Raw genomic sequence first — 12,187 nt, 5'->3', positions numbered from 1 at the left:
GTGCCTGTCAGGGCACAACTGGGAGACGGAGCACGGCTTCTGGCCCCGTGGCCGGTAGTCTCCATGCCGCCAGCAGCAACTTCGGGGACGAGGCGGTCAGAGGATGAGCGGGGCGGGCGGGGCCGGAGGGTCCGGCGAGGTTTTCCAGCCACTCGAGGCGGACGATCCGGCGTCGGTGGGGGCGTATCGGCTGGCGGCGCGGCTCGGCGCGGGCGGGATGGGCAAGGTCTACCTGTCCCACACGCCCGCCGGGCGGCCCGTCGCGGTCAAGGTGATCCGGCCGGAGTTCGCGGAGGACGCGGAATTCCGCCGCCGGTTCAAGCAGGAGGTGCAGGCCGCACAGCGCGTGCAGGGCCTCTACACCGCGCCGGTCATCGACAGCGACGCGGACGGCACACGGCCGTGGCTGGCCACCGCCTTCGTGCCGGGCCCGACGCTGGCCTCCGCGGTCGCCGGGCACGGCCCGCTGCCCGTGCACACGGTGCTGCTCCTGGTCGCCGGGATCGCGGAGGCGCTGGAGGCCGTGCACGGCGCCGGGCTCGTCCACCGGGACCTCAAGCCGTCGAACGTACTGCTGGCCTCGGACGGCCCGCGCGTCATCGACTTCGGGATCGCCCGCGCCGCCGACGCCACCGCGCTGACCGGCAGCGGCGTCACCATCGGCACGCCCGCCTTCATGGCGCCCGAGCAGGCCTCCGGGCGGGAGATCACGCCCGCGACGGACATCTTCGCGCTCGGCCAGGTCGCCGCCTACGCGGCGCTCGGCGCGCCCGCGTACGGGGACGGCCCCTCGCACGCCGTGCTCTACCGGATCGTGCACGAGGAGCCGGACCTCGCGACGCTGCCGGAGGAACTGCGCCCGCTGGTGCACCGCTGCCTGGCGAAGAACCCGGCCGAACGGCCGTCGCTGGCCGAGGTCGTGGGGATGTGCCGGGCGGCCTCGCAGCAGACGGAACTGCGCCGCCCCGAGCAGTGGCTGCCGGTCGCGCTGGCCGCGGAGATCCCGGCGCGGCACGTCGCGCCCGACTCGCCCGGCACGCCCGCGGCTCCCCCGGCCCCGCCCGCCTCCGCTCCGGCGGCGGCCCCGGCCACCCCGGCACCGGCCGCGCCCGCCGCCCCGCCCGCCCCGGCCACTCCCCCGCCGCCCGCCGCGGCCCCGGTGCCGCCCGCGGCCCGGCCCCCGGCCCCCGCGGACGCCGCCCCGCCCACGCCCACCCGCCCTGACGTGGCCCCGACCCCGCCCCCGGTCCAGGCCCAGCCGCAGGCCCCGGCTCCGGCCGCGCAGCCCCCGGTCGAGCCCGCGCAGCCGGTCCAGCCCGCGCAGCCCGCCGCCTACGCCTCCCCGCAGCCGCAGGCCCAGCCGGGCGGCGAGCAGGGTGTCCCGGCGGCCTACGCCTACCCGGCCACGCACCCCGCCGGTCCCGGCGGCGCCCCGGCGTACGGCTACCCGCAGGGCGGCTCGCCGTACGCGCCCCAGGGCCAGTTCGGCGCTCCGAACGGCCCGAGCGTCCCGACCACGACCGGCAGCGGCGCAGGCGCCCCGCCGCCCAAGCGCATGGGACGCGGCAAGCGGGTGGCCATCGCGGTCAGCGTCGCGGTCGTCGTCATCGCGGGCGCGGTCGGCGCCGCCGTCGCCCTGAACGGCGGCGGGAAGAGCGACGACGAGGCCGACAAGCCCACCTCGCACACCTCCGCGCCCGCCACCACCGCCGCGCCGACGACCGAGCCGGAGCCGACCGGCGCGACGGACAGCAGCGGCGACTCGGGCACCCCGTCCGACCAGCCGTCCAGCCAGGCCGACCCCAACCCGCAGCCGGAGCCGCACAACGGCATCCAGCTGCCCGCCGGTTACCACCTGAGCTTCGCCGACAGTGAGCTGACCCCGCAGAACGACACGGACGACGACTTCTCCTACAGCTGCGCGAACGACCCGTGCAGTCTGAAGGCCTACGACACCAAGCTCGTGCTGCTCGACACCGGCGAGGAGGGCTCGCTCGCCACGTGCCTGCACGACACCCGCTTCACCCAGGAGATCAGCGTGGCCCGGGTGTCCCCCGGCAGCCAGATCTGCGCGCGCACCCCCGAGGGCACGGTCGCGCTGATCACCTACAAGAGCGCGTCGAAGGCCTCCGAGACGAGCACGTACGTGGTGCTGGACATCACGCTGTGGCGCAACGCGCTCCCGCCGCAGGAAGAGAGCTGAGCCACGCGAAGCGCCCCGGCCCCGCAGGTGACTGCGGGGGCGGGGCGCTTCGTCGTCCGTGCGCGGAAACGGCTCGGGCCCGGGGGCGGCTCCGGCCCAGGAACGGCCCGGGCCCGGGGGCGGGTCAGGCGCGCGGGGTGATCTTCGTCAGGCCGTTGATGATGCGGTCCATCGCGTCGCCGCCCGTCGGGTCGGTGAGGTTGGCGAGCAGCTTGAGCGCGAAGCGCATCAGCACCGGGTGGGTCAGGCCGCGTTCGGTGCACAGCTGGAGGACCTTCGGGTTGCCGATGAGCTTCACGAAGGCGCGGCCGAGCGTGTAGTAGCCGCCGTAGGTGTCCTTGAGGATCTTCGGGTAGCGCTGGAGGGCGAGTTCGCGCTGCGCCGGGGTGGTGCGGGCGTGGGCCTGGGTGATGACGTCGGCGGCGAGCTGGCCGGATTCCATCGCGTAGGCGATGCCCTCGCCGTTGAACGGGTTGACGAGGCCGCCCGCGTCACCGACGAGCAGCAGGCCGCGGGTGTAGTGCGGCTGGCGGTTGAAGGCCATCGGGAGGGCGGCGCCGCGGATGGGCTGCGTCATGTTCTCCTCGGTGTAGCCCCAGTCCTCGGGCATGCCGGCGACCCACGCCTTGAGGACCTCGCGCCAGTCCAGCTCGCGGAAGGCGGCGGAGGAGTTGAGGATGCCCAGGCCGACGTTGGAGGTGCCGTCGCCGAGGCCGAAGATCCAGCCGTAGCCGGGCAGCTGGCGCGGGACGGAGCCGCGCCGGTCCCACAGCTCCAGCCAGGACTCGAGGTAGTCGTCCTCGTGCCGCGGGGAGGTGAAGTAGGTGCGCACGGCGACGCCCATGGGGCGGTCCTCGCGGCGGTGCAGGCCCATCGCGAGGGAGAGCCGGGTGGAGTTCCCGTCGGCGGCGACGACGAGCGGGGCGTTGAAGGCCAGCGGGGTCTTCTCGACGCCGAGTTTGGCCGTCACCCCGGTGATGCGGCCGGTGCGCTCGTCGACGAGCGGCCCGGAGACGTTGCAGCGCTCGTACAGCCGCGCGCCCGCCTTCACGGCCTGCTGGGCGAGGAGTTCGTCGAAGTCCTCGCGGCGGCGCACGAGCCCGTAGTCGGGGTACGCGGCCAGGTCCGGCCAGTCCATCTCCAGGCGCAGGCCGCCGCTGATGATGCGCAGGCCCTTGTTGCGCAGCCAGCCGGCCTCCTCGGAGATGTCGATGCCCATCGACACCAGCTGCTTGGTGGCGCGCGGGGTGAGGCCGTCGCCGCACACCTTCTCGCGCGGGAAGGACGTCTTCTCCAGCAGCAGGACGTCGAGCCCGGCCTTCGCCAGGTAGTACGCGGTCGTCGAACCGGCGGGGCCGGCGCCGACGACGATGACGTCGGCGGTGCGCTCGGACAGGGCGGTGTCGGGCACGGTGGCTCTCCCGTAGTGCGGCGAAGGACGGCATGACGGCGCCGGGCCGCGGGCCCGGTTGCCCCCGAGTCTATGAGCCTGCGCGGCCGCCGGGCGGCGGCGGGGGCGTACGGGCCGGGCGAGTCCGCTGTTCCGGCACCTTTCCCGGGTCCCGGTACGGCACCGGTCCGGTACGGGGGCGGGTGCCCCGTACCGGACCGGGTGAGGTGAACGGGGGCGCTCAGCCCATGGACTTGGCGCCGTCCAGGGCCTCGCGGACGATGTCGGCGTGCCCGGCGTGCTGGGCGGTCTCGGCGATGATGTGCAGGAAGGTGCGGCGCGCGCTCCACCGGGCGTCGGCCTCGAACCACGGGGCCTTCGGCAGCGGGTGGGAGGCGTCGAGGTCCGGCAGCGTCGCGACCAGTTCGTCCGTGCGGCGGGCGACCTCGTCGTACGCGGCCAGCACACCGGCGAGCGTCTCGCCGGGCTGCATGGCGAACTCGGCGGTGCGCGCGGCGAAGTCGGCCTCCGTCATGGCCGTGAAGTCGGGCATCGCGGACGTGCCCTCGACGACGAAGTTCGCCCAGGCGCGCTCGACCGAGGTCACGTGCTTGATGAGGCCGCCGATGCACAGCTCGCTCACCGTCGACCGCTGCCCGGCCTGCTCGTCGGTCAGGTCGCGTGCGGTGAAACGCAGGAAGTGGCGGTGCTTGCCGAGCACTTCCAGCAGGTCGGCGCGCTCGCCGGTCAGTACGGGCGCGGGTGCGCCGGGCGCCGCCGTGGCGCCGGTCTGCTGCTGGTCGAGAGTGCCGGTCCCGGTCATGGTCGTCCGCCTTCCGCTGTCCGCAAGGGCTCTCCTTGGGCTGCGACACCCACTCTAGGAACCCTTGCGGACAGCTTCGGTCCGCAATCAGGGGATCCGGCCACCGGATCCACCGATCCGCCGGATCCGCGTCCTCACGGCTGCGGCGGCGCGTCCTCCGGCTCGTCACGCCCGGCGGCCTCGCGCTTGGTCAGCCGGTCGGGCTGGACCACCCCGAGGTCGTGCACCTCCTGCGCGGGCGGCTGCGGCGCGGGGGCCGGCTGGGCAGCCGCGCCGGAGGAGGGCTGCGCCGGCACGTACGCCCCGCCCTGCGGCTGCCCGTAGCCTTGCGGAGCGCCGAAGGCGGAGCCGGCCGGCGGCTGCGGCGCGTAGGGCGAGGGTCCCGCGTACGCCGGGGTGCCCGGCCCGTCCCCGCGGCCGAAGACCCGCCGGAGGAACGGCGCCACCAGGACGCCGCCGAAGGACCACAGCAGGGCGAACAGCAGCGCCTGCCCCGCGTCGGTGCCGACGTGCTCGTGGCCGTTGGTGCCCTCGGAGAGGGTGAACGTGTACAGACCGCTCACACCCGCCCCGCCGATCACGGTCATCAGCCAGAACATGAGGGTGAAGGCTCCCGCGACGGCGAACTGCTGGGCCCGGTCCCGCACCCGGCTCGCCGCGATCAGGCCGATCGCCAGCGCGCACAGCACCCCGCCGAGCACGGCGAGCGGGGTCGCCGAGCCGTCCCAGAAGTCGTTGAGCTTGCTCAGGCCGAGCGACACACTGTGCGACCTCCCGCTGTAGCTCTGGGTGATCTTGAAGGGGGCGCCCCAGCCGAGGCCGAGGCCGGACAGCCCGAGGTTCGGCAGCAGGATGGCCGCGGCGATCAGGCCGGGGGTCTCCAGCTCGTCGTGGTAGCCGACGCCGATCGCGTAGACGACGACACCGGCGAACAGCACGGTGACGACGAGCGCGAGCAGCGCGGTGCTCAGGACGCGGTAGACGGCGCCGAACCGGGTCCGCAGCGCGGGGCCGTTGAGGACCACGAGCGAGGTCACCAGGCTGAGCAGGAAGGACCACAGCAGGACGCGCCAGGGGCCGGAGTGCAGCTCGACACCGTTGAGGGAGGGCTGCGCGTAGAAGGCCAGGGCCGTCGACAGGACGCCGGTGAGCAGCGCGACCCGCACGGCCGCCTCGGGCCCGGCGGTGCGCGCGCGCACCGAGCGCAGGGTGAGGATCAGCGCGAGCAGCCAGACGAGGGTGAAGCCGAGCGGGACGACGGAGGCGTGGACGCCGCGGGTCATCGTGGCGCAGTCGTCGGCCTGCAGGTGGTCCGAGTAGCGGAAGGAGCCGTCGGTGCGGTATCCGCTGTACGTGCTGACGTTGCTGCCGTCGCCGAAGTAGCTGTCGCCGAAGTCACTGCCACTGCTGTCGCCGCTGCTGTCGCCGAAGTCGCTGCCACTGCTGTCGCCGAAGTAGTCGTCCCCGCTGTCACCGCTGCTGTCACCGCTGCTGTCGCCGAAGTAGTCGTCCCCGCTGTCACCGCTGCTGTCGCCGTAGTAGTCGTCGCCCCCGTCGCCACTGCTGTCGCCGAAGTCGCTGCCACCGCTGCTGTAGTCGTCGCCGTCGTCGCCGCCGTCCGAGAAGCCGGAGTCGTCGCTGCCGGAGGAGCACGCGTCGCCGAACCGGGAGCCGTAGGGGCTCGGGACACTGGCGTGGCCGCCGAGGCCCTGGACGGACAGCGCGAGGGCTATCCGGCCGCGGGTCTGCCAGCTGACGTCGTCGTTCTTCATCGCGTGCTGCGACCAGGTGGCGAGCACACCCGCGAGGACCAGCAGCACCACCGCCGGGACGACCGCGGCGGTCACCGCGCCGTTCCAGCCGCCGGAGAAGACCCGCCGGACGAACAGCGCCGCCGGCGACGGCGGCACCGGCACCCCCGGCGCCCCCGGCGGCGGTCCGCCGGCCCCCGGGAAGGTCGCGGTGGGCGCGGCGTGCGGCGGTGGCGGGGGCGGGGGCGGTGTCACGGGTGAGACCTGTGTGGGGGTCGGCGGCACCGGAGGCGGGGTCGCGGGCGCCGGACCGGCCGCGGGAGGCGCGGCCGCGGGGAGCTCACGGCCGCACTTCATGCAGAAGCGGGCGGAGGCGTCCGAGACAGGGTTCCCACACGTGGGGCAGTACGACATCGGGGGCTACTCCGTCGGTCGGGGGGATACGCGCTCCCCAGCACAGACACCGCAGCCTAGGGGTCAGTTCCCTTCCCGCACACCGGATTGGCCCACTCCACCGGGCCCCGGGCGGCTCAGCCCTCCGGACGTGTCCCGCGGTGCAGCGCCACGATGCCGCCGGTCAGGTTCCGCCACGCGACCCGGCCCCAGCCCGCCTTCTGCAGCCGCCCCGCCAGCGCCCGCTGGGCGGGCCACTCGCGGATGGACTCGGCGAGGTAGACGTAGGCGTCCGGGTTGCTGCTCACGGCCTTCGCGACGGGCGGCAGCGCCCGCATCAGGTACTCGGTGTAGACGGTCGCGAAGGGCCGGAAGGTCGGCTGGCTGAACTCGCAGATCACCAGCCGCCCGCCGGGCCTGACGACCCGCAGCATCTCGCGCAGCGCGGCGTCCGTGTCCTGCACGTTGCGCAGCGCGAAGGAGATCGTGACGGCGTCGAACACCCCGTCCGCGAACGGCAGCCGCGTCGCGTCCCCGGCGGTGAGCGGCAGCTCGGGGTGCCGCTTCTTCCCCTCGCGCAGCATCCCCAGCGAGAAGTCGCACGGCACGACCGTCCCCCCGGCGGCGGCGAAGGGCAGCGACGACGTCCCCGTCCCCGCCCCGAGGTCGAGCACCCGCTCCCCCGGCACGACGTCCAGCGCCTGTGCCACGGCCTTCCGCCACAGCCTGCTCTGCCCCAGCGACAGCACGTCGTTCGTCAGGTCGTACCGCGCCGCGACGTCGTCGAACATCCCGGCGACGTCCTGCGGCTGCTTCTCCAGCGATGCACGCGTCACGTTTCCACCTTAACCGCCGTGCCGGGCGGGCTCGTTCGGGGCGCGGGGCTCACGCGGGGGTGATCTGGAGCTCGGGGTGGGCCGTGCCGCCGGGGATGGCCGTGGAGGACAGGTGGGAGACCACGTGGTCGTCCACCGGGTCGTTCGCCGGGTCGTCGTGGACGACGAGGTGCTCGTAGGTCGTCGCGCGCTGGGCGGGGACGCGGCCGGCGGCACGGATGAGGTGGATCAGCTCCATGCGGTTGGAGCGGTGCTTCGCGCCCGCCGAGGACACGACGTTCTCCTCCAGCATGACCGAGCCGAGGTCGTCCGCGCCGTAGTGCAGGGAGAGCTGGCCGACCTCCTTGCCGGTGGTGAGCCAGGAGCCCTGGATGTGGGCGACGTTGTCGAGGAAGAGGCGGGCGATGGCGATCATCCGCAGGTACTCGAAGAGGGTGGCCTGCGTCTGACCCTTCAGGTGGTTGTTCTCGGGCTGGTAGGTGTAGGGGATGAAGGCGCGGAAGCCGCCGGTGCGGTCCTGGACGTCACGGATCATCCGCAGGTGCTCGATGCGCTCGGCGTTGGTCTCGCCGGTGCCCATGAGCATCGTGGTGGTCGACTCGACGCCGAGGCGGTGCGCGGTCTCCATGATCTCCAGCCAGCGCTCGCCGGACTCCTTGAGCGGCGCGATGGCCTTGCGGGGGCGCTCGGGGAGGAGTTCGGCGCCCGCGCCGGCGAAGGAGTCGAGGCCCGCGGCGTGGATGCGGCGGATGGCCTCCTCGGCGGTCACGCCGGAGATGCGGGCCATGTGCTCGACCTCGGACGCGCCCAGCGAGTGGATCACCAGCTGCGGGAACTCCCGCTTGATCGCGGCGAAGTGCTCCTCGTAGTACTCGACGCCGTAGTCGGGGTGGTGGCCGCCCTGGAACATGATCTGCGTGCCGCCCAGCTCGACGGTCTCGGCGCACCGGCGCAGGATGTCGTCGAGGCCGCGGCTCCAGCCCTTCGCGGTGTCCTTGGGGGCCGCGTAGAAGGCGCAGAACTTGCACGCGGTGACGCACACGTTCGTGTAGTTGATGTTGCGCTCGATGATGTACGTCGCGATGTGCTCGGTGCCCGCGTAGCGGCGGCGGCGCACGGCGTCGGCGGCCGCGCCGAGCGCGTGCAGGGGGGCGTCGCGGTAGAGCGCGAGCGCCTCCCCGGGGGTGATGCGGCCGCCGGCGGCGGCGCGTTCGAGGACGGCTGCGTGGTCGCTCACCAGGGAGTCCCTTCCGGAAAGGTGCAGGCGGGGCCGCGGACGGCACGACACGGGCCAGCGTACGCCGCCCGCGCGGTCAGTTCGGGGGCAGGAGGGTGACCTCCGCCTCCCGGGGGAAGCCGACCCGGCGGGCGAATTCGGCGATGCCCGCCAACTGCTCGGCACCCAGGGAGAAGTCGAGGGTCGTGAAGTAGCGGCGCAGCAGGTCGGCGTCGAAGGCCTCCCAGTGGGCGGCCTGCTCGGCGACCTTCTCGACCTCCTCCAGCGACAGGTTGCGCGACTCGAGGAAGGCGCGGTGGACGTCGCGGACGGTCGCGGGGTGCGCGGCCAGGTAGTCGCGGCGGGCGGCCCAGATCGCGAAGACGAAGGGCAGGCCGGTCCAGTCCTTCCACATCTGCCCAAGGTCGTGGACGTCCAGCCCGAGCCGGGGCGCGTCGTGCAGCGAGGCGCGCAGGGCGGCGTCGCCGATGAGGACGGCGGCCTGCGCCTCCTGCATCATCAGCGACAGGTCGGGCGGGCAGCGGTAGTAGTCCGGCCGGACCCCGTAGCGCTCGGTGAGCAGCAGCTCGGCCAGGCGTACGGACGTGCGGCTGGTGGAGCCGAGGGCCACCCGCTCGCCGTCGAGGCGGTCCAGCGGGAGCTGGCTGACGATGACGCACGACATGACCGGGCCGTCGCAGCCCACCGCGATGTCGGGGAGGGCGACCAGCTCGTCGGCGTGACGCAGGTACTCCATGAGCGTGACCGGGGCGATGTCCAGGTCGCCGGCGACGAGCTGGGCGCTCAGCTTCTCCGGGGTGTCCTTGGTGAGCTGGAGGTCCAGCAGCGCGCCGGTTCTGGCCAGGCCCCAGTAGAGGGGGACGCAGTTGAGGAACTGGATGTGCCCGACCCGGGGGCGGACGGCGCCGGGGCCGTCGGTGCGCGCTGAAGTGTCCACCTGGTGGACGCTACTCCTCGGTTCGCCGCGCCTCGTGCAGGGCCCCCCGCGTGTGCCGGAGAACCGATCATGAATCTCTTCCGCCGCCGCGAGGGGTCATGCTAGGCTCGACGCAAGTTGCAGTTTGGTTTCCCTTGCAGTACAGAGCCTGCGGAGCATGTAACCCGCAGGCTTTTGTCGTATTCAGGCTTCGCAGTTGCAGGTTCTGGAGCAGGGCGACCCTTTGGCCCAAGGAGGGCTTTAAATGGCTACCGGAACCGTCAAGTGGTTCAACGCTGAAAAGGGCTTCGGCTTCATCGCCCAGGACGGCGGCGGCCCGGATGTCTTCGTTCACTACTCCGCGATCAACGCCTCCGGCTTCCGCTCCCTCGAGGAGAACCAGGCGGTGACCTTCGACGTCACGCAGGGCCCGAAGGGTCCCCAGGCGGAGAACGTCACCCCCAACTAGTCGGTCACCTGACCTCCTAGTCAGTCCGGCGGCGCAGACCAGCGCCCAGAACCTGTAGTACCAAGGGGCCGCCTCACTTCCGGTGAGGCGGCCCCTGCCTCATCCGTCACGGCGCGCGTACAGCGCCTCGATGTCCGCGGCGAAGTCCCTCGCGACCGCCGCCCGGCGGATCTTCAGCGACGGCGTGAGGTGCCCGCCCTCCTCGGTGAAGTCCACCGCCAGCACCCGGAAGCGGCGGATGGACTCGGCGCGCGAGACCGTCGCGTTCGCCTCGTCCACCGCCTTCTGCAGCTCGGCCAGCAGCTCCGGGTCCCCGGCCAGCTCCGCCGGGCCCAGGCCCTCCTTGTGCCGCATCCGCCTCCAGTGCGCGAGGCCGTCCGCCTCCAGCGTGATCAGCGCGCCGACGTACGGGCGGTTGTCGCCCACCACCATGCACTGGCCGACCAGCGGGTGGGCCCGCAGCCGGTCCTCCAGCGGGGCCGGGGCGACGTTCTTGCCGCCCGCCGTGATGATGATCTCCTTCTTCCGCCCGGTGATCGTCAGATAGCCCTCGGCGTCCAGCTCGCCCACGTCCCCGGTCGGGAACCACCCCTCCACCGCCGGGAACGGCCCCTCGTCGTTCCAGTAGCCGGCGAAGACCTGCCCGCCGCGCAGCAGCACCTCGCCGTCCGCGCCGATCTTCACCGCCGTGCCCGGCAGCGGCCAGCCGACCGTGCCGAGCCGCGGCTGCAGCGGCGGCGTGACGGTCGCGGCGGCGGTCGTCTCCGTCAGGCCGTAACCCTCGTAGACCATCACCCCGGCGCCCGCGTAGAAGGCCGCGAGCCGCGCGCCCAGCGGGGAGCCGCCGCAGATCGCGTACCGCACCTTGCCGCCCAGCGCCGCCCGGATCCGCCGGTAGACCAGCGGGTCGTACAGGGCGTGCGCGAGCCGCAGTCCCAGGCCCGGCCCCGGTCCGGTACCGGTCTGCCGGGCGACCTGCGCCCGCCCGTACGCCTGGGCGACGCGCGCGGCCCGGTCGAAGGACGCCGCCCGGCCGAGCTTCTCGGCGGTGGCGCGGCCGGTGTTGTAGACCTTCTCCAGCACGTACGGGATCGCCAGCAGGAAGGTCGGCCTGAAGCCCGCGAGGTCGGCGAGCAGGTCCTCGGTCGCGATGCTCGGCGCGTGCCCCAGCCGCACCCGGGCCCGCAGGCAGCCCACCGCGACCATCCGCCCGAAGACGTGCGACAGCGGCAGGAAGAGCAGCGTGGACGCGGGCTCGCTGCTCACCGACCTGAAGACCGGGTGCAGCAGCTCGATCGCGTTGTCGACCTCGGCGAAGAAGTTGCCGTGCGTGAGGATGCAGCCCTTGGGCCGGCCGGTCGTGCCCGAGGTGTAGATGAGCGTCGCGACCGTGTCCGGCGCCATCGACTGCCGCCGCGAGGTGACGAGGGCGTCCGGCAGCGTACGGCCGTCCGCCGCGATCTGGTCCAGCGCGCCGGTGTCGAGCTGCCACAACTCGCGCAGCTCCGGCAGCCGCACGCGGGCGGCGCTCACCATACGTGCCTGCTCGACGCTCTCCACCACGCAGGCCGCGGCGCCCGAGTCGGCGAGGATCCACTCCGTCTGCGACGCGGAGGACGTCGGGTAGACCGGCACGGTGACCAGGCCCGCGGCCCATGCCGCGAAGTCCAGCAGCGTCCACGCGTACGAGGTCCGGGCCATGACGGCGACCCGGTCGCCCGGCTTCAGCCCGGCGGCGATCAGGCCTTTCGCGAGGCCCAGCACCTCGTGGCGGAACGCCTCCGCCGTGACGTCGCGCCACACGCCGTCCGGGCCCTTGCGGCTGAGGACGACGTCGCCGGGGGCCTCGTCGGCGTTGGTGAACGGGATGTCGGCCAGCGAGCCCCGCTTCGGCGGTTCCACCAGCGGCCTGACGGCGGCCGTCACGACCTTTCCGCCGGCCGCGGTCGTCTCGGGCTTCGCCCCCGGCGGGGGGAGCGTTCTGCGTATGGCCATACGTACGGCTCCTTGAGGGTGAGTGTGCGTCGTGCCCCGCAGGGGCGCGGGGAGCTGCGCGGGCGGCCGTCCACCGGGCGGTGGTCCCGCGGGCGCCGCCCGGGCGGAGCTCCGGGGGAGGACCGAACCGCCGCCTCGGCCCGGTGACGACCCGCGCCCCGCGGACGGCCGGGC

General features: G+C 73.6%; 9 protein-coding genes and 1 pseudogene. 2 read left to right on the top strand and 8 right to left on the bottom strand.

The features are described 5' to 3' along the window. The first annotated feature begins 103 nt into the window (after nt 1–103). The gene (locus tag ACH4SE_RS19250) at nt 104–2,203 is read left to right on the top strand and encodes a serine/threonine-protein kinase (protein WP_398544612.1); all 2,100 of its coding nucleotides are present in this window, start codon (nt 104–106) and stop codon (nt 2,201–2,203) included. 124 nt (nt 2,204–2,327) lie between these two features. Here the strand turns inward: ACH4SE_RS19250 and ACH4SE_RS19245 are convergent, their stop codons facing one another. The 7 genes and pseudogenes from ACH4SE_RS19245 to ACH4SE_RS19215 all read right to left on the bottom strand — a co-directional run bounded on the left by ACH4SE_RS19245 (nt 2,328) and on the right by ACH4SE_RS19215 (nt 9,570). Next, nucleotides 2,328–3,614 (bottom strand): geranylgeranyl reductase family protein, encoded by a 1,287-nt coding sequence (locus tag ACH4SE_RS19245; protein WP_398544611.1) that lies wholly within the window; start codon nt 3,612–3,614, stop codon nt 2,328–2,330. Nucleotides 3,615–3,834: 220 nt separating this feature from the next. Further along, nucleotides 3,835–4,416 carry a DinB family protein gene (locus tag ACH4SE_RS19240; RefSeq protein ID WP_398544610.1) on the bottom strand — a complete coding sequence of 194 codons (582 nt, stop codon included), beginning with the start codon at nt 4,414–4,416 and terminating at the stop codon, nt 3,835–3,837. Between the two features lie 134 nt (nt 4,417–4,550). Beyond that, nucleotides 4,551–6,422: a hypothetical protein gene (locus tag ACH4SE_RS19235; RefSeq protein ID WP_398544942.1), complete on the bottom strand. Its 1,872-nt coding sequence runs from the start codon at nt 6,420–6,422 to the stop codon at nt 4,551–4,553. 87 nt (nt 6,423–6,509) lie between these two features. Then, nucleotides 6,510–6,581, bottom strand: a pseudogene (locus tag ACH4SE_RS19230) (zinc-ribbon domain-containing protein); the annotation flags it as partial. Between the two features lie 116 nt (nt 6,582–6,697). After that, nucleotides 6,698–7,396 carry a demethylmenaquinone methyltransferase gene (locus ACH4SE_RS19225; RefSeq protein WP_398544609.1) on the bottom strand — a complete coding sequence of 233 codons (699 nt, stop codon included), beginning with the start codon at nt 7,394–7,396 and terminating at the stop codon, nt 6,698–6,700. Nucleotides 7,397–7,445: 49 nt separating this feature from the next. Then, nucleotides 7,446–8,636 carry a cyclic dehypoxanthinyl futalosine synthase gene (gene mqnC, locus ACH4SE_RS19220; RefSeq protein ID WP_398544924.1) on the bottom strand — a complete coding sequence of 397 codons (1,191 nt, stop codon included), beginning with the start codon at nt 8,634–8,636 and terminating at the stop codon, nt 7,446–7,448. A 73-nt stretch (nt 8,637–8,709) separates the two neighbouring features. Further along, nucleotides 8,710–9,570, bottom strand: coding sequence for a menaquinone biosynthetic enzyme MqnA/MqnD family protein (locus tag ACH4SE_RS19215; protein ID WP_398544608.1), 861 nt, complete (start codon nt 9,568–9,570; stop codon nt 8,710–8,712). 244 nt (nt 9,571–9,814) lie between these two features. Between ACH4SE_RS19215 and ACH4SE_RS19210 the strand changes: the two genes are divergently transcribed. Next, nucleotides 9,815–10,018: a cold-shock protein gene (locus ACH4SE_RS19210; protein WP_167986541.1), complete on the top strand. Its 204-nt coding sequence runs from the start codon at nt 9,815–9,817 to the stop codon at nt 10,016–10,018. 99 nt (nt 10,019–10,117) lie between these two features. Here the strand turns inward: ACH4SE_RS19210 and ACH4SE_RS19205 are convergent, their stop codons facing one another. After that, nucleotides 10,118–12,013, bottom strand: a complete 1,896-nt coding sequence (locus tag ACH4SE_RS19205; protein ID WP_398544607.1) for an AMP-dependent synthetase/ligase — start codon at nt 12,011–12,013, stop codon at nt 10,118–10,120. Nucleotides 12,014–12,187 lie beyond the last annotated feature (174 nt).

It is taken from the genome of Streptomyces sp. NPDC020983 (genome assembly GCF_044333485.1).
GTDB lineage: Bacteria > Actinomycetota > Actinomycetes > Streptomycetales > Streptomycetaceae > Actinacidiphila.
The sequence above is the reverse complement of the archived record's forward strand: the minus strand, read 5'-3'. Positions and strand labels throughout refer to the sequence as shown.

Coding starts and splice junctions, on each gene's coding strand:
- ACH4SE_RS19240 (WP_398544610.1), bottom strand. CDS start 4,416: ATGACCGGGACCGGCACTCTCGACCAGCAGCAGACCGGCGCCACGGCG.
- ACH4SE_RS19205 (WP_398544607.1), bottom strand. CDS start 12,013: ATGGCCATACGCAGAACGCTCCCCCCGCCGGGGGCGAAGCCCGAGACG.
- ACH4SE_RS19210 (WP_167986541.1), top strand. CDS start 9,815: ATGGCTACCGGAACCGTCAAGTGGTTCAACGCTGAAAAGGGCTTCGGC.
- ACH4SE_RS19250 (WP_398544612.1), top strand. CDS start 104: ATGAGCGGGGCGGGCGGGGCCGGAGGGTCCGGCGAGGTTTTCCAGCCA.